We start from the raw sequence: 21122 nt of genomic DNA on the forward strand, positions 1-21122 counted from the left end.
TATAGAAAATATGTCAATAAAGAATACAAAAGATAGAATGTGTTCCGAAGGTCATGAGAGGTTTTCCCGATGAAGAAAATTGTTGACGATGTGCGCCTCATCTTCAAATGCTGCAGTCTCTACTATCAGGACGGGCTGGGGCAGAAGGAGATCTGCGAGGCGCTCGGCATCTCGCGTCCGACGGTCTCGCGCATGCTCACCATCGGTAAGGAGCGCGGCATTGTCCGCATCGAGATCCAGAATCCGGACAATATCGCATATGGGAAGATGGAGCGCGCGCTGGAGAAAAAATACAACCTCCAGGAGGTCATTATCGTTCCGTCCAGTCCGATCTCGGACGGGCAGTACCCCATCAACTCCGAGATCGGCAGCGCGACGCTCGAGTATCTCTCCCGCGTCCTCATGGACGGCTACCTCGTCGGCATTACGATGGGGCTCGCGATCCAGAATGTCGTGCGCTCGGATTATTTCATCCGCAGCCCGATCAAGGCGACGTTTGTCCCGCTTGTTGGCGGTGTGGCGGAGAGCCGGCTCGACATCCACTCGAACTACCTTGCGCAGGAGTTCGCCGACCGCTTCGTCGGGGACTGCGTGCAGTTCTTCGCGCCTGCAGTGTTCTCGCGGCGGGAGGTGCTCGAGGGATTTCTGGAGGAGAAGACGATCCGCAATGTGATCCGCCTCTATTCGCGTCTCGATCTCGTGCTTATGGGCATTGGGATTCCCTCGACGGAGCACTCGACGATCCTGCAGACAGGCTATGTCGACCGCGCAATCCTCGATGAGTTCACGGCACGCGGGGCGGTAGGGGACATTGCGCTGCGTTATTTTGATGCCGATGGCGACACTACGCCGTTTACGGATTTCAACGAGCGCGTGGCGGGCATCCCTCTCGATACGCTGAAGAAGATTCCGCGCCGCGTTGGTGTGGCAGGCGGGCGCGCAAAGAAAGACGCCGTGCTCGGCGCAATTCGCGGCGGCTTCATCAACGTGCTCATCACGGACATCGACTGCGCGGAGAACCTTGTTTAATGCAGTTGTAAAAAGTAAAATATATGGTACAATGCAGATGATTTCTTTCGGATGGGTGAGGTGCATATCTGCATGAACGATGAGAAAAATCTTGCGTGGCCGGTCTATCTCGTGCTGCTCGGCCTCATATCCTTTCAGATCCTCTTCGGGATCGGCGGGACGGCACTGCTCGATCCCGATGAGCCTGTCTATGCGGAGACGGCAAAGGAGATGATCCGCTTCGGCGACTACCTCTCGCCGCGGATCTACAATGAGTTCTGGTATGATAAGCCGCCGATCTTCTACTGGCTCGTCGTGGCGTCTCTGAAGATCTTCGGCGGATTCAGCGAGCTCGCGGCGCGCATCCCTGCCGCGCTCATGGCGATCGGCTCCATCCTCATGACGGCGCTCGCATCTGCACGGCTCTTTGGTGCGCGCACGGGCTTCTGGTCGGGGATCGTCATGGGGACGAGCATCATCCTCATGTATATGGGCAAGGCATCCGTGACGGACTCTACGCTCCTCTTCTTCATGACGGCGGCGCTCTTCTCGTTCATCCATCGACAGTACTGGCTCATGTACCTCGCCTGCGGGCTTGCGGTGATGACGAAGGGCCCCATCGGCGTGGTTTTCCCTGCGGGGATTGTCTTCTTCTATCTGCTCGTTACACGTCAGCTCGAGCAGATCTTTCGCATGCATGTCCTGCGTGGCCTGCTGCTCGTCGTTGCTGTGGGACTGCCGTGGTATCTCTATATGTACGAGGTGCACGGCATGGCGTTCATCTACGAGTTCATTGGCTTTCACAACGTCACTCGCTTCACTGCGCCGCTCCATCCCGTGCGCGCGCATTGGTGGTTCTACCTGCCCGTTCTCATTCTCGGGTTCTTCCCTTGGACAGGGCTGCTGATCCAGTCGGTCAAAAATGCCTTCCGCCGAAGTTTCGGTGAGGAGGCGCAGATGCTCGCCTTCTTTCAGGTCTGGTGGATCTTTGTGCTTGTGTTCTTCTCGATCGCCCAGACGAAACAGGTCTCCTATATGCTGCTGTTGACGCCTGCGCTCTCGACTATCATTGCATGGAATCTTGCACGCATGCTCGAGGACTGGAGGCAGACGCATTTCGCATGGGCGGGCGGGAGCGCTGTCATGTTTCTCCTGCTCGGGCTCGGCTGGCTCATGAGCGGGGACAGCCTCGCGCCGCTTGCAGAGGGCGGGCTCTGGCTCGGGGCGATTACGCTCATTCTCGGTGCGGCGATTGTCTACAGCATCACGGCATCACATAACCTCATCTTCGCTGCGTGGCTGCATGTCCTCGCGGGTGTTGTGACGATGGTCATTGCGTTCGCCTTTATGATGCCTGCAATCGAGGGGCATTTCAGTGTCAAGCAGGTCGCACTCAATTATGCAGCGAACTACCACGCAGCAGCTGAGGCGGAGGGGAGAGCCCTCTACATTGACAAGCAGCTGCGCCCCGGTGTCATGCTCTACACGGATATCCCTGGCATCGAGGTGGACACGAACCACGCGGAGTCGCTTGCTGCTCTGCGCACGGATGCACGCCCGAAATACATCATCATGCGTGACTCCATGTACCGCAAGATGATGGCTCAGCTCGGCGCGGAGAAATGGCAGCTCGTCGAGGAGCGTGACGGACTCTGTATCTTTAAGGATGATAAAGAATGAGCGTACCTGTCCTCTATCTCGTCGTGCCCTGCTACAACGAGCAGGAAGTGCTCCGCGATACGGCAGAAAAACTGGAGCAAAAGCTGACACGGTTGATCGATGTGGGGGGTGTCGATGCAAAGAGCCGCATCGCCTTCGTCAACGACGGCAGCCGTGACAATACGTGGGAACTGATCCGTCAGTGCACGGAACGCAGCCCACTTTTCTCAGGGATCAATCTCGCGCACAACGAGGGGCATCAGAATGCCCTGCTCGCGGGGCTGATGACCGTGCTGCCGCACGCAGACGTGACCATCAGCATGGATGCCGACCTGCAGGACGACATCCATGCGATTGACCTCATGCTCGAGAAGCACGCTGCCGGGGCGAACATCGTCTACGGCGTGCGCGAGAATCGCGCCTCGGACACCTTTCTCAAGCGCTTTACGGCGGAGAGTTTCTACCGTGCCATGCGTGCCCTCGGTGCAGACATCGTGTTCAACCACGCGGATTTTCGCCTGATGGATCGGCGTGCACTCACGGCGCTTGCGGAGTACCCTGAGGTCAATCTCTTCTTGCGCGGCATTGTGCCGATGATCGGACTCTCGCATGAGATCGTCTACTACACGCGCAAACAGCGCCTCGCGGGCGACTCGAAATATCCGTGGCGGCGCATGGCGTCATTCGCTTGGGAGGGCGTGACCTCTCTCTCGGCGCGCCCCATCCGCATGATCTCGCAGATGGGCATGTTCATCTCATTCATCAGCGGACTGATGCTCATCTGGTCGATCGCCCGTCACTTCGTGGGCGAGACCATCGTCGGCTGGACGAGTCTCGTTGTCTCGCTCTGGTTCCTCGGCGGGCTCATCCTCCTTTCCATCGGTGTGATCGGCGAATACGTCGCGAAGATCTACCTCGAGGTCAAGCGCCGCCCGCGCTATCTCGTGCAGGAATTCATCGACGGAAACGCGCGTGGAAAAAAATAAATTTTTATTGAAAAATTTTTGGGAGAAAAGAAGGAGAATACTATTTTGTGGAGAATTATTATTTGTGAAAGGCAAAATAGATAACGACTATGGCGTCTTCACACTCCACATTTGAAGGAATACTTCCTTCCATTTACTTTGCTGTGTATTTACGAAGAGGAAGCTCCAGGCTTCCACAATAGGAGGGTTATTTATGTCAGTTTTTTACGTTGCAGACAAGAAGCATATGATTGAGGTCTACGGGGATGAGGTTCTGGATCTCACGTGCGCAGGTGCTCCGCTGAAGGCGATTGTGCCGAACACGGTGGATGCGGCGAAGGAGAAGCACGTTCCCGTTGCGACCTATGATGCTGCGAAGAACGAGGTGCACGTGAGCGTCGGCTCCGTCGCGCATCCGATGACCGAGGAGCATCTCATCGAGTATATCATCCTCGTGACGAAGAAGGGCGTTCAGCGCGTTGATCTGACCGCGACGGATGCACCCGAGGTCACATTCCGTCTCATGGACGGCGATACCCCGGTCAAGGTGCTCGAGTACTGCAACCTGCACGGACTCTGGCAGGCAGAGATCTAAGAAATCTGTATAGAGAGAAAGCTGCTGCGCATTCGTGCGGTGGCTTTTTTACTGCATGGGCTTTGCACGCTGAAAGGAAGGTCATATAATGTTAGAGGCTCTGAAAAAACAGGTCGTTGCCTATGCGCTTCAGGCAGATCGAATGGGGCTGTGCAGGCATCGCTCCGGAAATTTCAGCATACGGGATGAGGAGACGCAGCTGGTCTGCATCACACCGACCGGCATGGATCGCGAGGAGATGTCCTATCATGACATTGTCGTCATGACAATGGATGCCAAAGTTGTCGAAGCAGAGACCGGGCAGCGTCCGACCAGCGAATCTCTGATGCATCTCATGGTGTATCAGACACGCCCGGATGTGCATGCGATTGCGCATACGCATTCGAAGATTGCGACGGCATTTGCAGTGCTCAACAAGCCGATTCCTGCAGTTGTCTATGAGATTATGGCGCTTGGCTGCAAGGAGGGCTACATTCCTGTGGCACCGTACGGCAGACCTGGCACACCCGCACTTGCGGAGTCCATCGTTGAGCCGCTGAAGATTTCAGATGTTGCTCTGATGGAGAAGCACGGCGTCATTGCCGTTGACAGCAAGGAACTCAAGGAGGCGCTGCTCAAGGCGTCCTACGTCGAAGAGATGGCAGAGATCTATCTCACGACGCTGACAATCCTTGGAGGCAAGGAGCCGCAGGCGGTACCGAAGAGCGAACTGCAGAAGTGGGAGTATCCGAAGGAGATCAAACTCCTTCCAAAGTAAATTTCTATCGCATTTCCAATATTTTTCCTGTATAATAACTCTCAGCGAGAGAGAAAACTTGGGTAAAAAGTAGGGGGCGATGGCATGCGATGGGCACAGGTGAGTGTTGTCACAACGCATGAGGGCGCGGACCTCATCGGGAATATTCTGATGGAACTCGGTGCTGCGGGCACGGAGATCGACGATCCGTCTCTCGTCAATGAGTACATTGACGCAGGGCTCTGGGACTATACCGATCTGCCGCGCGCCGAGGATACGGATACGGTGACCGTGCGCGCCTATCTGCCCGAAGATGCGCGTCTGGAGGGGAGTCTTCTTTCGCTCGCGGAGCGCATTGAGGGGCTGCGCCGTGTGGATGCGCCCATCGGTGCGGGCACGGTCTCACATACGTTCGTCGCGGATGAGGACTGGGCGGAGACGTGGAAAGCCTACATTCACACGGAGAAGATCGGACAGCGCATTGTCGTCCGTCCGACGTGGGAGGAGTATACGCCGACGGGTGACGAGATCGTCATCGACCTAGACCCTGGTGCGGCCTTCGGCACGGGGGCACATGCAACGACTGCGATGTGTCTGCGCTGGCTGGAACGTCTCGTATGTCCGCAGATGCGCATCTATGATGTGGGCTGTGGCTCGGGCATCCTCGCCATCGCCGCGTCGAAGCTCGGCGCAGGCGAAATCATTGCAATGGACTACGATCCCGTGGCGGTCTCGGTAGCGGAGGAGAATATCCGTGCGAACCATGTCACAAATGTCGCTGCCATTGAGAGTGATCTCCTTGCCGTCTGCACAGGTCTCGAACCCGCCCAACTCATCACGGCGAATATCATTGCGGACATCATCATCCGCCTGTTCGACCAACTGGATGCGTATCTTGCTCCCGGCGGCGTTCTCCTCGCCTCGGGCATCATCGACGACCGCATTGCGGATGTAGAACGCGCGGCGCGCGAGCACGGCTATACCGTCCTCGATATGACCTGTGAAAAGGAATGGGCGGCGATGATTATTCGCCGCAGTGAGGAGTTGGAACTCTGATGCGGCGTCTCTTCTATGCGGGAACGCTTGCGGAGGAAATCATGATCACGGGCGACGACGCTCACCATCTCGCACGCGTTATGCGTGCGCAGATCGGGGATGAAGTCATGGTTGCGGATGCGGACGGTAGGGTCGCCCGTATGGCGGTGGCATCCATTGCCTCGGATTCCGTATGTCTCAACCTTGTGGAATATCTGCCGCAGGAGGAGGGGAGTCCCGCTGAGGTTATCCTTGTGCAGGCGCTCCTCAAGGGCGAGAAGATGGACTTCGTCGTCCAAAAGGCGGTGGAACTCGGTGCTACGGCATTCTATCCCGTTATAACAGAGCATGTTGTTGTGCGCTATGATGCGAAAAAGGCGGCGGCAAAGGCTGCGCGCTGGCAGAAGATCGCGGACGAGGCAGCAAAGCAGTGCGGGCGGCGGGTGCTCATGTCCGTTGCAGAGGTTGCGCCGCTCTCCTCACTTTTGCAGAATGCTGATCTGTTTGCGGCCTCCGATGCGGCAGTTATCTTTTGCTATGAAGGAGAAGAGGAGCAGTCTATGAGGACGGCACTGCGTGCGCTCACGGCACGGCGCATTGTACTCATTATCGGCGCGGAGGGCGGATTCTCTCCTGCCGAGTCAGAGGCAATCCGTGCATCGGGCGCTGTGTCCGTTTCCCTCGGACGACTGATCCTGCGTGCGGAGACGGCGGCACTTACAGCACTCTCCGTGACGCAGTACGAACTTGGTAACTTTGATCTTTAGGAAGGAAATTTATGAAGAAGAGATATACAGCACTGTTTGCAGCAGCATTCGCACTCAGCATGATCGCGGGCTGCGGCGGCAATGAGACTGCAGACAAGGGGACGACGGCGAGCGCACAGCCTGCCGCAGAGCAAGGTAAGGGCTCCGGTCTGCGTGGTGAGGCTGCGCCGACGTTTACGCTCAAGAACCTCGCGGGCGAGGATGTCGCCGTCGAGGCGAAGGGGAAACCCTACATCATCAACTTCTGGGCGACGTGGTGCCCGCCCTGTCAGGCGGAGATTCCCGACCTTGCGGCATTCCATGCGGCGCATAAGGATGCAGTTGACTTCTATGCCGTCAACCTGCAGGAAGACGCTGCGCCCGTCGAGAAATTCATGGCAGAGCGCAAGGCGGATCTGCCCGTCGTGCTCGACACGAAGGGAACGGCGGCGACGCTTTACGGCGTACGTGCGATCCCAACAACTGTCGTCGTGGACAAGGATGGCAAGGTCGCCTACCGAAAGACAGGCGGCGTGACGAAAGAGGAACTCGAAGATGTCATTGGCAAACTCTAAGCGCTTCGTGCGGGGAGGCTGCGGCACATGGAACTGACCCTGCTCGGCGGCGCGTTCCTTGCGGGCTTCCTCTCCTTTATCTCGCCCTGCGTTCTGCCGCTCCTCCCGACGTTCTCGCTCATTCTCGCGAAGAGCAGTCAGCAGGATGGCGGTGAATCGCGGCGACTCTATGTGAATACGACGGCGTTCCTCGCGGGCTTTACCCTCGTCTTCGTCCTGCTCGGTGCAACGGCATCGCTTATCGGTGCGTGGCTCTTCTCCTATCAGGAGATCCTACGGCAGGGCGCGGCAGTCCTCATCATCGTCATGGGACTCTTCATGACGGGATGGATCAAGATCCCCCTGCTTCTACGTGAGTATCGCCCCTTCCAGCGGCGCGGCTTCGGCGGCATCGGGGGAGCCTTCCTCCTCGGCTGCGGGTTCACCCTCGGGTGGACGCCGTGCACGGGTCCCATGCTTGCGACCATCCTCCTCTATGCGGGAGATACAGCAACCGTCGCAGAGGGGGCGCTTCTGCTTCTCGTCTACAGCCTCGGCTTTGCCGTGCCGTTCTTCCTACTCGCCGTCATCTGGCGGCGGCACATCATGAAGCTGCGCGCATTCTACCAGTACCTGCCGCGCATTCAGCAGGTCGCGGGCGTCGTCCTCGTCCTCCTCGGCATCCTGCTCTGGTCGGACTCTCTCAGCTATCTCGTGCGTATCTTGTCGTAAACAAAACGAAAACGACCTCCCTTCATCGCGTTGTTGCGGTGGGGCGGTCGTTTTCGTTTGTGCAGATTGAATTTTGGCACGCTGTGTGCTAGGATATAGAAGACATTAGGAAAAGTTTGGAAAGGATCATGGAACATCAGCACATGAAAAAAACATCATTCACCACACAGGAACTCGTCTTTACCGCGCTTATGACGGCCCTCGTCTTTGTTGCAACCTATCTGCCGCACATCCCGATCCCGCTCGGCTATGCGCATCTCGGCGACGCCGTGATCTTCCTGCTTGCGCTGCTCACACCGCGCCGCAGTGCACTCGTTGCCGCGTGCATTGGCTCGGCACTCGCCGATCTTCTCGGCGGCTTTGCCATTTGGATCGTGCCGACGCTCGTCATCAAATTTGTCATGGCGGAGATCGTCTATCGCATCGGCCGCAGGGGAGATGCAATCGCACCGCGTGCAAGTATCATCGCCGCGCTCCTCCTCTCAAGTCTCTGGATGGCGGCGGCATATACTCTTGCGGGGGCGGTGCTCTACGCTAGTATGTCCGCCGCGCTCGCGTCCTCTCCGGGACTTGTCATGGAGGGGATTGTCAACAGCATCATCGCCTTTTTCCTCCTGCCGCTTTTGCGGGGGAGATTCCCGCAGTTTTAACGGGCAAGGAATGCTTTAGCAAACAAGCAGATTCTTTCGATATAAATATAGGAAGCACTGATAAATTCAGCTGCGCCATCTTAGCGCATCTTTTTTGCCCGCTTTTCGTTAGCAAATCCTCCACATAGCTTTGGCTATGCGTCCGGTTTGCTGCCTCAATCGGACGAAAAAATCTACGCCAATCTGACGGACTTCATTTTATCAGCGATTCCTATATGGGCGTTTGTATGCGGAGAAAGAGTGGAGTATGAGGGAACAAGAAGCCGCACACAGTGGTTCACAGAGAGAAGAAGCCGTTCGTCGGATTGTAGAACTTCGCTCACAGGGCTGCCGCCTTTATTATTTTGTGCCCGATTTTACTTCGGATGAAGGGCTGTGGCGCAGTGTATTCCGTTCCTACCTCCGTGCTTACTCCGCCGCAGATCAGACCGCTCTGATACTGATGTTGCCGGAGGGCGATGCCTCCGCAGAATTGGGCGAGATGCTTGAACTCCTTGCGGCACCCGGCGAAGATGCTCCGCTTGTGCTCGCACATCTATATTCGGATGCCTTTTTTATGCGGCCCTGCGGCAGGAGGACTGCCTGATTGCGGCAGCGGACGAGTTTTCTTCGCACTGCGCCCGTATTGCCGTTGGGATGGGCGCATCGGTCGTGCACGCAGCCGACTGGATGACGATTCAAAAGACGTATGATATCAGCGTATGTGTTGCGACATATCATCCTGATGATGAAATGCTTTTTGCGACGCTTACCTCGATCGTTCAGCAGCGGGGATGCAGCTTCGAGATTCTGGTAGGGGATGACGGTTCGGAGCATTTTGATGCGAAGCGTGTGGAACTGTGGTTTCTGCAGCATCGGTTTAAGAACTATACGATTTTCCACAGTGCAGAGAATCAGGGGACTGTCCGAAATTATATGAATATGTACATCCATGCCGGTAGACACTATATTAAGAACCTATCTCCGGGAGACTTCCTCTACGGCGATCATGTTCTGGCAGATATGATGCAGTTCATGAAGAAGAACGGCTATCAATTTGCATTCGGACGTTCTTGTAATTATCGTAAGGAAAATAATAGATATGTCATTGTGGATCGCATGAACGCCCATTATTTGCGCCCGTACCAAGAGGGGACTTTTTCTGCGGTCAAGGAGGCGTATCTCGTCTGTCAGGATTATGCGGTTGGTGCGGCCTTCCTTGTTGAGCGAGAATTGATGATCTCCTATACAAGGGATATCGTCGGTCATGTGACCTACATGGAAGACTGTGTTCATATTATGATGGTCGCAGATGATATTCCACTCGGATTCTGGGATCATAATTTTATCTGGTATGAGTGTGAGACCGGGATTTCCGGCGGTCCGTCACAGGAGTGGATCGAGCGTCTGGGACGGGATCATTGTACTGTCCTCATGATGATCGCGCAGCGGCATCCCGAACCGCGGGAATTGTGCACGTAGCATGTCGGTGGACGAAAGCCGTCGGATTTACCCTATATGAAGATTATGGAGGCATACTATGCTGAGATGGGACGCGCGAGAGAAAGAGTGTCCTACCTGCAAAATGTCGATCCGAACTAGTTGAAAAAACTAGTGTATGGGGAAGTTTCATTTGCATTGGGTGGGAATCCCATAGAAGGTAATTCGGCTCTACTCCCGAAGTAGTGGAAATGGTATAATCGTCTAGGGTGATGACAAATGGTCGAGAATTTTGACAAGATGCTCGCAGGATCACTGCGTCTAGAGGCTCCATGGTATATCATAGGCGCAGAATTTAACGAGGAAGAGCCGGCAATCCATATACATGTGGGCGTAGACAAGACGGCTGCATTGTGCTGTCTTGTCTGCGGTGCACCGATCAAACGGTACGGCTACGAGCCGAAGGAACGTATCTGGCGTCATGCGGACTGCCTGTTATGTCCACTGCAAGCGTCCCCGTGTTCTGTGCGACAAATGCGGCACAGTGCAGGTCAATGCGCCGTTTGAGCGCAAGAACAGTCGCTTTACCCTGCTGTTCGAAGGCTACGCCATGCTACTCTTGCAAGACATTCCTCGTGCCGGAGCCTCCCATCTGCTTCGCTGTGACGAAAAGTCGCTCGCCGCTATCCTTACGTATTGGGTGCATGACGCGGTAAATCGTATGGATCTTTCCGATACCTGCTCCATCGCCATGGATGAGACAACCTTTCGGCGTGGGCACAAATACGTCACCGTCGCAGTAAGGCGCCGTGTCTTCGATGTCGAACCTGGTCGCGACAAAACGGCGGCCAAAAACGTGGGCGAAAAACTGGAGAGGAACGGTGGCAACACGAAGAGCGTCAATTCTCTCACCAGCGACATGTCCGCAAGCTACCTGTCCGCCGTCCGAGAAGTGTTTCCGAACGCCAAACAGACCATCGACAAATTTCACGTCAAACAGGTGCCACTCAAAGCCTTGGATACGGTGCGTAAGGATGAGCAAAAAGAGTCCGGTCGGAAAAAGGAGCTGTTCCTGTGCCGCAAACTGTTCATGGTGCCGCAAGGACGCATGACCGACAAGCAACGGACAATGGCAACGGAACTTTCCAAGCAGTACAAGAAGACGGGACGTGCCTTTCGGATTGTCCAGTCTCTGGATGACTTCTATGCCTCGACCTCCATGGATGAGGCGCAGACGCGACTGGACAAGTTGTGTTCATGGATGCGACGATGCCGACTGAAACCGATGAAGGATGCCGCCTTGACGCTCAGGAATCACAGCAAAGAAATACGGAACTATTTTCATACGCGTCTGACGAACGCGATTTGCGAAGGAATCAACGCGATGATTCAAGCAGCGAAGCGCAAGGCAAGAGGTTTTCATGCCTTTGAAGGCTATGCCGCAATGATCTACTTGGTTGCAGGAAAGTTGGAATTAGATACACCTGTTCTATTGTGGAAATAGCTTTTCCACTGGTTTTGGAGTAGAGCCAAAAAAACTCGTTATCACAAAGGACGAGTTTGCGGAGAATTTGGCGAAGATCCTGCGCGAGAATCGATCGGACTATCCCATCCGGGTATTCGATGTCGATCTGCGTGTTCAGGAGGTTCTGTACGCGCAGCTCTGGGAACAGGCAAAGTGGGAAGAAGCAGATCACGAGTAGCTTTATCGGAGGAAGTTATCATACCTTTTAGAACGGATGGGAGTGCAGTATGCAGATTGTAAAATATATGTTTCAGCCGCATGGCGACGAGCGCGGCATGCTTGTCGCACTGGAGGAGTTCAACGACATTCCCTTCCGCATCAAGCGCGTCTACTATATGTATGATACGGTGGAGGGCGTTGTACGCGGACATCATGCCCACAAGGCACTCGAGCAGATTCTGATTTGCATTCACGGGAGCTGTAAGGTTCGTCTTGATAACGGACGAGAGAAGAAAGTTATTCCTCTCGAAAAACCCTATGAAGGGCTTTATATCTCTCATGCCATGTGGCGGGAGATGTACGACTTCTCGCCCGATGCTGTCCTCATGGTGCTTGCCTCTGAGGTCTATGACGAGTCTGACTATATACGCGATTACGATGAGTTTCTGCGGATGGTGCGCGTGGGGGAGGCGCAGGCATGAATATTAACCTTGCTGTGCTTGGCCGTCAGTATGACCTTCATGCCACAGAATACGAGGAGGCAGCGCTGCGTTCCCTGCGCTCCGGCTGGTATATTATGGGGCCTGAGCTGGAGGCATTTGAGCAGGAATTTGCTGCCTATACAGGGGCGTGCTATGCCGTCGGACTGAACTCGGGGCTTGACGCGCTCACACTCTCTGCTGCTGCGCTTGGCATCGGTGTAGGGGATGAGGTTATCGTTCCCGCGAATACCTATATCGCGACAGTGCTTGCCGTCACGGCAAATGGGGCGATGCCTGTCTTTGTTGAGCCGGATGCGTATTATAACATTGATGCCGAACGGCTCGAAGATGCTGTCACAGTGCACACGCGCGCGATTATGCCTGTTCACCTTTATGGACAGGCGGTCAATATGAAGCCCGTCATGGAGATCGCACGGCGGCATCATCTCGCCGTGATCGAGGACTGTGCCCAGTCCCACGGCGCACATTTCGGCGGAACGATGACGGGACGATTTGGCGATATTGGCTGTTTCAGCTTCTACCCGACGAAGAATCTCGGCGCATTCGGTGATGCGGGGGCAATCGTGACCGACGATGCCGCGCTCGTGGAGAAGATTCGCATGCTCCGTAACTACGGCAGCAAGGAAAAATATCACAACGAAATATGCGGCGTCAATTCCCGCCTGGATGAGATACACGCGGCTCTTTTGCGTGTCAAACTGGGGCATTTGCCGGAGCTGATTGAGGAGCGAAAGAAAATCGCCTCGCAGTACATGGTGGGTATTTGCAATCCACACATTGTGCTGCCTGAGACGCGGAACGGGGCTGAGCATGTCTACCACCAGTTCGTTGTGCGTACGGCAGCACGGGATCATTTCAAGGACTACCTTGCGGAAAACGGCATCGAGACGGTCATACACTATCCGATTCCGCCGCATCTGGCGGAGTGCTATGTGAACCTCGGGTACGGGCACGGCAGTTTCCCCGTGGCGGAGCGCTATGCGGATGAGGTGGTGAGCCTGCCGATGTTCAATGGAATGCGGGCAGATGAGATCGCCTATGTGATTGATACAGTCAACAGTTATTGTCCATGACCCTTGAAAGGTGAAGCTATGCGAGATCTTCGACTCGAAGGACAAAATGTGTATTTGGCGGAAGTGGAGGAGCAATACTTTCCGTATATTATTGCGTGGCGTAACGATCCTTTGAACAATCGCTATCTGAATCAGCCTTTTCTTCTTGATATGGAAAAACAGCGGGCATGGTATGAACGCTACCTGTCTGATTCTGCACAGGGGCTTCTCGTTGTCGTGGACAAGCAGATGGATACCCCGTTCGCTACGATGGGGTGGACAGATCACGATATCGAGGAAAGAGTCTGTATTACGGGGCGCCTCCTTGTCGGTGATCGTCGCTATCGCGGCAGTACGCTCTTTGCGGAGGCAACAGTTCTCTTTGCGGACTATATGTACGGGTCATTTGGTGTTGACGCCTGCTATGCGCATATTGTATGTGAAAATTTGCCCTCCATTCGCTATCATGAGAAGTATGGGTTTTGTCGGAATGATGGCATTCCCCGATTCCCAAATGAACTTATCGTTAATGGTATGCGGCAAGAGGAGTATGTTCGGTTACAAGAGAATTGGCAGGCGGTGCGTCCAAGTTTGCTGGAGCGGCTTGGTTTCTGATTGTTGCCGGATGGTTATATTCTTATTTGGAAAGAGGTATTCCCATGGGAGAATTGAAGAATCCATCGAAGTATCTGGGGAATGAGCTGAAATATCTCAGCAAGGTGTTGGAAGGGACAGCATGGTCTGCCACGACGGGCAGTTTGGTGCATGGCTTGGAGGCTGCATTTGCAGAGAAGATCGGCGTGCGTTATGGTGTTGCGGCCAATTCGGGTACATCGACGCTGCATATGGCACTTGAGGCAGTTGGTGTGGAGCCGGGGGATGAAGTGATCTCGCCTGCACTCACTGTCATTATGGATACGACGGCGACCATTCATGCGAACGCAGTGCCTGTATACTGTGATGTGGATGAACACACCTTCCTTATGGATCCCGCTGATTTCGAGCGAAAGATTACGCCGAAGACAAAGGCGGTCATTGTGGTATCGCTTTATGGGGCGTCGCCGGACTATGACCGCATTCTTTCGATTGCAAGGAAGCACAATATTGCCGTGATTGAGGATAATGCACAGGCGGTTCTCAGCACATATCACGGGAAAACGCTCGGCACCTTCGGCGATCTTGCGAGCTTCAGCTTCGAAAACTCCAAGCATATCTCCTGTGGTGAGGGCGGTATGATCATCACAGATTCTGAGATCTATGCAAAGATTGCGCGAAAATTGGGTGGGCATGGCTTCAAGAATTTGGAAGCCGATGAGGGGCGCGTTCGCTATACGAATAAGGAGATGTTCCAAAATCCTATGTATAAGCGGCATGATGCGCTCGGATGGAACTATCGTATGCCAGAGTTTACCGCAGCGGTTGCGCTCGCTCAGCTCGAGCGGGTAGAGGAGCTCGTCACTCTTCGGCAGAAGACAGCGGAAATCTTTATGGATGTGATGTCCGAATGCGACTACATGATCCCACAGGGGAATCTGCCGGATACTGTGAACTCCTACTATGCGCTTGGCGTTCTCTATGAGGGCGAGGATGCGATCGGTATTCCTTGGGCAGAGCTCCGTAAGACCTATGTGGAGATGGGCGGCGATGGTTTCTATGGCGCTTGGAGTGTGCCCTATCTCGAACCAGTCATGGCAGAACGTACCTTTGTGAAGCGGATGCCGCAGATCTACGGGGGAATCTCCTATGAGCAGGGTCTTTGCCCCGTGGCAGAGCGCATTCAGCCGAAGATCATGCAGTTCAAGACGAACTATCGTGATCTCGAATTGGCGAAGGAGAAGGCAGAGGTTCTGCGCCGACTGATCCGAAAGTATCGTTGAGCATATTGAGGGAGAGCAAATGCTGGATATTGATTTTTACATGAAGTTTGACACTGTGTATGAGCAGCTGCAGCAAGGGCAGTTTACAGATCGTCAGCAGCTGTTCGATGCGTTGGAGGCGATTCGCAGTCGAACACCGATTGTCTACAACATTGAGACAACGAACAAATGCAATATGCGCTGCGAGATGTGCCCTCGTACGACTATGATGACGCGACGCATCGAGGATATTGACCACGACACTTTTATTTCTGCCGTTCGTCAGCTTCGCCCGCATACACCGGAACTCTGGACGCGATGGAAAAGATTCTGCGAGGAGAAGTATCATATCGCAGAGGATGACCTGCCAAGTGAAAACCATTTCTTCCTGTATATCATATCCAAGGTAATCCAGCTGCATGGTTATGGTGATCCTCTGCTGGATAAGCATATGGCGGAGTATGTTCAGATCCTCACGGATCATGGGTTCCCGACCTATTTCAGCTGCAATCCGGCGAATATCGATATGGAGGCTACCTATCGGATGCTCAATGCGGGTCTCAGCTATATCAAGTATTCGATCGAGAGCGTGGATGATGCTGTCTACAAAAAAGTTCGCGGCAGTGCGGCAAATTTCTCATCAAGTTACAAAAATATATTGAAGATCCTTGACTATAAGCATGTACACGGGCTTTCGACGGTGATTGTCATTACAATGCTCGATCTCAACCGTAGGGATCAGGCGGAGGAGTATGAAAAACTCCGTCAGGCGTTTGACGGATTGGATGTCTATCTTTATCTAAAGAGTGAGGACTGCCAGTGGTATCGTCAGGATTATCATGGGACAAAATCCATTCATTGGAGTGAACCCTGCAAGCATCCATGGATGACGATGACGATCAAGTCCAATGGAGAAGCAACCATGTGCATGGAGGATTTCAACAATGAGATTATCTTTGGGGATGTGAATCAAGAGTCTCTGTATGACATCTGGAACGGTGAGCGCTATCGGGCATTCCGCTTACAGCATATCGATGTGGCAGAGGGAATCAAGTGCAAACATGAATGCGATATGAAGCTCGTTGGGGAATTCCTGTGCAGTAATGAGATAAGAATGAGCTCATAAGGGAAAGCAGTATGAATGTAGAAAAAATCAGGCTGTTCATCTCGGATGTGGACGGTACGCTGACCGACGCGGGCATGTACTACGATGAACGCGGAAACGAATGGAAGAAATTCAATACGCGCGACGGGAAGGGGCTTTCCTTCCTTCGTGCCAAGGGCATCAAGACCATGTTTCTGACGGCAGAGGATACGCCGATTGTTGCGCGGCGGGCAGAAAAGCTGAAGGTAGACTTCGTATATATGGGCATCACGGATAAGCTGGCTTTTCTGGAAGCTTTTTTCGCACAGCATCCGGCATTCAGCTTTGCGACAACGGCCTATATCGGTGATGATGTCAACGATGTTCCTGCAATGAAGCGCGTGGGAATATCGGCTGCACCTGCCGACGCTATGCCGGAGAATACACAGGTGGCTGACTATGTCTGCCATCTGCCGGGCGGCAGGGGCTGTGTGCGGGAGTTCTGTGACTATCTGCTGCATAGTGACTGAGGGATACTGAATATAGGGAGGTTTTGCTTATGATGGAGATTTGTCTCGGAGACTACATTCTCAATGAGGAGTCTGAGCCCTATTTTATTGCGGAGATCGGGATCAACCACAACGGTGATTTGCAGATTGCAAAGAAGCTGGTGGATGGCGCATATGCGGCAGGATGGAATGCGGTGAAGTTCCAAAAGCGTGAGCCGGATATCGCCGTTCCGGAGCATCAGAAAGGTGTGATGCGTGATACACCGTGGGGGCGCATGACGTATCTGGAGTATAAAAAGCGTGTCGAGTTTGGCAAGACAGAGTATGACTATATCGACCACTACTGTAGGGAGAAGCCTCTGGATTGGTCGGCATCGCCGTGGGATATGCCGAGCCTCGAGTTTTTGCTCACATATGATATTCCGTTCATCAAAATAGCATCGGCGAGCATCACACAGGATGGACTCTTGAAGGCGGTGGCCAAGTCCGGCAAACCTGTCATCATGTCAACGGGCATGAGTACGTGGGAAGAGCTGGATCATGCCGTGAACATTTTGGAGCAGCACTGCCAGAACGGCTATGTCCTGATGCATACGAACTCCACCTATCCTGCTCCAGAAAATGAACTTAATCTGAGCATGATTCAGACACTCAAGGATCGCTATCACTGCATCGTGGGGTACAGCGGGCATGAGCGTGCGCTCGAACCGACCGTTGTTGCCTTGGTGTTGGGCGCGCAGGTCATCGAGCGGCACATTACTCTGGATCATGAGATGTGGGGCACTGACCAGGCGGCGAGCTTGACGCTCCATGCGATGGATATGCTTCGCCGCAGAGCAAAGGGGCTGCGCGCCATGATCGGAAATGGAGAGCGGATGCTGAGCGAATCTGAGCTGAATGTGCGTAAGAAGCTGCGCGGGTAAATTCTGTTTCATGCGCAGGCGAGCAGAAGGGGGCATATCTGTTGAAGTTGGAACGATGTTTCTTATGCGGTGCACAGGAAGCTCAAAAAATCCACCATGGCGTTCGTGGGAGTGCGACGACGGATGTGCTGAAATGCGCTGAATGTGGGCTGGTACGTCTCAGCGAAACAGTGGATGATGTAGAGGCATTCTATGCTTCCTCGGGGATGCGCGTGGATGAAACCAATGATTTGGAAAAGATTCGTCTTGCCTCGAGAGCAGATGATGAACGCCGCTTTCGCTATACAGAGCGGATGATTGAGGGAAAAAACGTCATTGATTTCGGCTGTGGAGACGGAGGCTATTTGACGCATGCAGCGCGTGTTGCAGCCTCTGTCACTGGTGTGGAGCTTGAGGAGGCGATGCGCAAGGCTCTGACAGTAGAGGGGCTGTGTTGTTTTGCCTCAATTCAGGAGGTTGGAACGGCGGATGTTATCACCTTGTTCCATGTATTGGAGCATTTGGAAGATCCTATTTCCTATCTTGAGGAATTCCGCAGTCACTTGAGTCCCGAGGGTATGATTATCATCGAGGTGCCAAATGCGGATGATGCACTACTGAGCTTATATCAATGTGAGGCATTTGCCGATTTCACCTATTGGATCTGTCACATCTATCTGTATACACTTTCGACCCTCCGACTGCTTGTGGAAAAGGCGGATTATGAGGTCGTGTTTATGCGGCAGATTCAGCGCTACTCCTTGGCAAATCATCTGCATTGGCTGTCAAAAGGGCAGCCGGGCGGGCATTACAAATGGGCGTTTCTGGAGGATTCTGAAACAGACAACACATACGGCAATATGTTGACGCGGTTGGGGATTGCCGACACAATCATTGCGGGGATTCGTCCTCGTTCAGGGAGTTTTGTGTGAAGGACGGAAGAGAATATGAATATTGCTGATTTGGTCGAGGAAGGCAGACTATATGATGCCTTGATCCTCACGGCCGGATTGATTGATAAATCAGAGCGTGAAGAAATGGATATAGGGGCTCTGATTGACGCTTACCGTCTTTGTCATACCAAGGAAGCGGATCCTTATTTGCTGGATATGATCAAAGTCGGCGTTCTCAAGATCCTCTGTAATGTCATGCAGAAAAACATGAAAGTGGCCGACCTGATGAAACTTGTCGAGGTCATCTCTGCATCTGACAATCATAGGACAGCGGCATCAACTTTTGAGGAATATCTGTCTACACTCCTGTACCATGCAGCAGATTCTATGCATAGGAGTGGAAATGCAGAGATCGCCTATCATTGCCTGAGTGCAATCGCGTCGCTTCAGGTTCCTGTTCGCAGCGCGTATATTTTGCTTGAAAATGAGTTGAAAGGGAATCTGCAAATACAGACGCCTTTTTCTGCCTTTACGAGTGGAGCGAGACGGACGCAGAATCTTGAGCAGCCCATTATCCCGACATCTGCTCGTCCGTATGACTATCTGGGCATGAAGGAACGGCGCCTCCGCGTTGATGTTCTGCTTGAATTTTCGGTGGTTTGGTGTAAGGTCAAAAGCCTTTATGAAGCGATGGCAAAGGACGCATCCTTTGATTGCCGCATTGTGGCGATCGATATGCAGGAGCCTGCATGGGACAGTACGACAGAGTATCCCGCATTTCTTCAGTTCCTCAATGCGCGTGATATTCCATTCGTGCCGGAGGCTTCTTATGATTTCGCAGAACGCAGGCCAGATGTGCTCATCTATACGAACCCTTACGACTGGCACCATCCCAGGTTTGCGATAGAGCGTGTTCGGCAGCAGGGAATCCTGGTCGTATATCTGCCGTACTCTATTCCTTTCTTTGTTGATGTCAATAACCAGGCCTCTCTTTATGATCGACCAATCCATCGGCAGGCATGGCGGATCTATGTGCGCTCACAGCGTGAACGACGTAAATACGGTATGTATTGTCAGGCGGGGAATGCACATGTTGAGATTACAGGTGCTCCTGTCGTTGACTATCTAGCAGAGCAGCGGACACTTATCAAGCCAAATTCCGATTTCAAAAAGACCTTTCTTTGGGGCGTTGACTATGGCTTTCAAAATCGCACGGCAACGTTTGGTGAATACGGTGAGGATCTTCTTAAATATTTTATAGAGCATCCTCAGTTTGCTTTGATTGTCCGTCCACACCCTTTATTTTATGGTATGGTTACTAAACTTGGAGTCATGAGCGAAGCTGCTGTTCGGGCTTTTTATGAGCAATGTAAGACTGCGCCGAATATATTCTTGGATCTCGATGGGGAGCTGACAGAGGCTTTTTGCAAATCGGATGCATTGATTTCGGATATTTCCTCGATTCTAGTGGAGTATTTGACAATGGGACGGCCTGTTTTATATCTGAACACGGAAAATACGCCGAATTACAAAGAGTATCATGAGGATGATTCCGATGTGCTGGCACATTATTATTCGGGGGACTCGTTTGACCATATCGTGCAGTTTATAGAAATGGTGGTTGCCGACAAAGATCCCCTGCGCGAGGAGCGCGAAGAGATTCTTGAGAAGTATTTTTATCGGCATCAGGAGAATGCAGGTGAGCGGATTAAGGATATGCTGAAGGATTCTCTCAAGAATCTATGAAAAAGGCTTGGATTGAGGAGATGGCTTAGATGAAAAAAGCATTGTTCATTACCGTAAGAAAGGATTCCAGCAGACTGCCCAATAAGACCATTCGTCGGATACTGGGTCGTACCGTACTGGAGTTGGTTGTTAAACGGGCGCAGCAGGCAAAAAATTTCGACTATGTTGTCGTATGCACAACAACGCGCCCCATTGATGACGAGGTTGCGGTGGTTGCCCATGAAAACGGTGCGGACGTATTCCGCGGCGACTTCAAGGATAAACTCGTGCGTTGGCGGGACGCGGCACGTCAGTTCTCAATCGACTACGTCGTTACTTTCGATGGGGACGATCTGTTCTGTGAGCCGCACCTTCTTGATATGGGCGCAGAGCAGATTGCAGCGCGTGGACTTGACTTCATCGAGGCACCGGAAGGGCTGATCTGCGGAGCATTTACCTATGCATTTACGGTGAAGGCGCTCGAAAAGGTGTGCGAGATCAAGGCATCGGACGATACGGAGATGATGTGGACCTATTTCAAGGATACGGGACTTTTCAAGGTGGGTATCCTAGAAAATGTAGCGCCCGTGTATTTCAACAATGAAATCCGTATGACATTGGACTATCCCGAGGATTTTGAATTCTTTACGAGGATATTTGAGCACTTCGACTGCGTGGAGAATGATGTTCCACTCGAGAAAATCGTCGCATACCTAAACGAACATCCGGAAATCCCGCAGATCAACATTCATCGTCAGCAGGAGTTCTTGGATAATCAGAAGAAGAAAACACATTTAATTCTGCGTTGAGCGGGA

General features: G+C 53.2%; 24 protein-coding genes and 1 pseudogene. 24 read left to right on the plus strand and 1 reads right to left on the minus strand.

The window, feature by feature from the left end; all coding sequences use genetic code 11:
• Positions 1–69 precede the first annotated feature (69 nt).
• From H1B31_RS05810 to H1B31_RS05855, 10 genes are all read left to right on the plus strand, one after another.
• Positions 70–1029, plus strand: coding sequence for a sugar-binding transcriptional regulator (locus H1B31_RS05810; protein WP_009441104.1), 960 nt, complete (start codon positions 70–72; stop codon positions 1027–1029).
• 72 nt (positions 1030–1101) lie between these two features.
• Positions 1102–2688, plus strand: coding sequence for an ArnT family glycosyltransferase (locus H1B31_RS05815; RefSeq protein WP_185979652.1), 1587 nt, complete (start codon positions 1102–1104; stop codon positions 2686–2688).
• Positions 2685–3653, plus strand: coding sequence for a glycosyltransferase family 2 protein (locus H1B31_RS05820; protein ID WP_009441102.1), 969 nt, complete (start codon positions 2685–2687; stop codon positions 3651–3653). Before H1B31_RS05815 ends, H1B31_RS05820 begins: the two co-directional genes overlap by 4 nt.
• 193 nt (positions 3654–3846) lie before the next feature.
• Positions 3847–4227, plus strand: coding sequence for a desulfoferrodoxin family protein (locus H1B31_RS05825; protein WP_009441100.1), 381 nt, complete (start codon positions 3847–3849; stop codon positions 4225–4227).
• An 88-nt stretch (positions 4228–4315) separates the two neighbouring features.
• Positions 4316–4984: a class II aldolase/adducin family protein gene (locus tag H1B31_RS05830; RefSeq protein ID WP_009441099.1), complete on the plus strand. Its 669-nt coding sequence runs from the start codon at positions 4316–4318 to the stop codon at positions 4982–4984.
• 84 nt (positions 4985–5068) lie between these two features.
• Positions 5069–6019 (plus strand): 50S ribosomal protein L11 methyltransferase, encoded by a 951-nt coding sequence (gene prmA, locus H1B31_RS05835; RefSeq protein ID WP_185979653.1) that lies wholly within the window; start codon positions 5069–5071, stop codon positions 6017–6019.
• Positions 6019–6765 carry a 16S rRNA (uracil(1498)-N(3))-methyltransferase gene (locus H1B31_RS05840; RefSeq protein ID WP_185979654.1) on the plus strand — a complete coding sequence of 249 codons (747 nt, stop codon included), beginning with the start codon at positions 6019–6021 and terminating at the stop codon, positions 6763–6765. Before prmA ends, H1B31_RS05840 begins: the two co-directional genes overlap by 1 nt.
• Before the next feature lie 11 nt (positions 6766–6776).
• Positions 6777–7319 carry a TlpA family protein disulfide reductase gene (locus tag H1B31_RS05845; protein WP_185979655.1) on the plus strand — a complete coding sequence of 181 codons (543 nt, stop codon included), beginning with the start codon at positions 6777–6779 and terminating at the stop codon, positions 7317–7319.
• Between the two features lie 27 nt (positions 7320–7346).
• Positions 7347–8030: a cytochrome c biogenesis CcdA family protein gene (locus tag H1B31_RS05850; RefSeq protein ID WP_185979656.1), complete on the plus strand. Its 684-nt coding sequence runs from the start codon at positions 7347–7349 to the stop codon at positions 8028–8030.
• A 143-nt stretch (positions 8031–8173) separates the two neighbouring features.
• Positions 8174–8680, plus strand: coding sequence for an ECF transporter S component (locus H1B31_RS05855; protein WP_404828657.1), 507 nt, complete (start codon positions 8174–8176; stop codon positions 8678–8680).
• A gap of 49 nt (positions 8681–8729) precedes the next feature.
• Here the strand turns inward: H1B31_RS05855 and H1B31_RS11445 are convergent.
• Positions 8730–8840: pseudogene (locus H1B31_RS11445) on the minus strand (secretion protein HlyD); the annotation flags it as partial.
• Positions 8841–8927: 87 nt separating this feature from the next.
• Here H1B31_RS11445 and H1B31_RS05860 point away from each other — a divergent pair.
• The 14 genes from H1B31_RS05860 (at position 8928) to H1B31_RS05920 (ending at position 21116) form a co-directional block, all read left to right on the plus strand.
• Positions 8928–9266 (plus strand): hypothetical protein, encoded by a 339-nt coding sequence (locus H1B31_RS05860; RefSeq protein ID WP_185979658.1) that lies wholly within the window; start codon positions 8928–8930, stop codon positions 9264–9266.
• 65 nt (positions 9267–9331) lie between these two features.
• The gene (locus tag H1B31_RS05865; RefSeq protein ID WP_226372074.1) at positions 9332–10141 is read left to right on the plus strand and encodes a glycosyltransferase family 2 protein; all 810 of its coding nucleotides are present in this window, start codon (positions 9332–9334) and stop codon (positions 10139–10141) included.
• A 388-nt stretch (positions 10142–10529) separates the two neighbouring features.
• Positions 10530–11603 carry an ISL3 family transposase gene (locus H1B31_RS05870; RefSeq protein ID WP_264175551.1) on the plus strand — a complete coding sequence of 358 codons (1074 nt, stop codon included), beginning with the start codon at positions 10530–10532 and terminating at the stop codon, positions 11601–11603.
• A gap of 67 nt (positions 11604–11670) precedes the next feature.
• A complete protein-coding gene (locus H1B31_RS11525; protein WP_264175544.1) occupies positions 11671–11802 on the plus strand; it encodes a hypothetical protein in 132 nt (43 codons plus the stop codon).
• 49 nt (positions 11803–11851) lie between these two features.
• Positions 11852–12265 carry a sugar 3,4-ketoisomerase gene (locus H1B31_RS05875; protein ID WP_009441086.1) on the plus strand — a complete coding sequence of 138 codons (414 nt, stop codon included), beginning with the start codon at positions 11852–11854 and terminating at the stop codon, positions 12263–12265.
• Positions 12262–13359, plus strand: coding sequence for a DegT/DnrJ/EryC1/StrS family aminotransferase (locus tag H1B31_RS05880; RefSeq protein ID WP_185979660.1), 1098 nt, complete (start codon positions 12262–12264; stop codon positions 13357–13359). The genes H1B31_RS05875 and H1B31_RS05880 overlap by 4 nt, the downstream gene beginning before the upstream one ends.
• 18 nt (positions 13360–13377) lie before the next feature.
• Entirely contained in the window at positions 13378–13953 is a 576-nt protein-coding gene (locus H1B31_RS05885; RefSeq protein ID WP_185979661.1) for a GNAT family N-acetyltransferase, read from the plus strand.
• A gap of 44 nt (positions 13954–13997) precedes the next feature.
• Positions 13998–15215 carry a DegT/DnrJ/EryC1/StrS family aminotransferase gene (locus H1B31_RS05890; RefSeq protein ID WP_185979662.1) on the plus strand — a complete coding sequence of 406 codons (1218 nt, stop codon included), beginning with the start codon at positions 13998–14000 and terminating at the stop codon, positions 15213–15215.
• Between the two features lie 19 nt (positions 15216–15234).
• On the plus strand, positions 15235–16320 hold the full coding sequence (locus H1B31_RS05895; RefSeq protein ID WP_185979663.1) for a radical SAM/SPASM domain-containing protein: 1086 nt from the start codon (positions 15235–15237) through the stop codon (positions 16318–16320).
• Between the two features lie 11 nt (positions 16321–16331).
• Positions 16332–16808, plus strand: coding sequence for a KdsC family phosphatase (locus H1B31_RS05900; protein ID WP_221933434.1), 477 nt, complete (start codon positions 16332–16334; stop codon positions 16806–16808).
• 29 nt (positions 16809–16837) lie between these two features.
• Positions 16838–17710, plus strand: coding sequence for an N-acetylneuraminate synthase family protein (locus H1B31_RS05905; protein WP_185979664.1), 873 nt, complete (start codon positions 16838–16840; stop codon positions 17708–17710).
• Between the two features lie 41 nt (positions 17711–17751).
• Entirely contained in the window at positions 17752–18621 is an 870-nt protein-coding gene (locus H1B31_RS05910; RefSeq protein WP_185979665.1) for a class I SAM-dependent methyltransferase, read from the plus strand.
• 15 nt (positions 18622–18636) lie between these two features.
• Complete coding sequence (locus tag H1B31_RS05915) at positions 18637–20328, plus strand: CDP-glycerol glycerophosphotransferase family protein (protein WP_185979666.1); 1692 nt, start codon at positions 18637–18639, stop codon at positions 20326–20328.
• 29 nt (positions 20329–20357) lie between these two features.
• Entirely contained in the window at positions 20358–21116 is a 759-nt protein-coding gene (locus H1B31_RS05920; RefSeq protein WP_185979667.1) for a cytidylyltransferase domain-containing protein, read from the plus strand.
• The last annotated feature ends 6 nt before the right edge of the window (positions 21117–21122 follow it).

This window comes from Selenomonas timonae (assembly GCF_014250475.1).
GTDB classification, from domain to species: domain Bacteria; phylum Bacillota; class Negativicutes; order Selenomonadales; family Selenomonadaceae; genus Centipeda; species Centipeda timonae.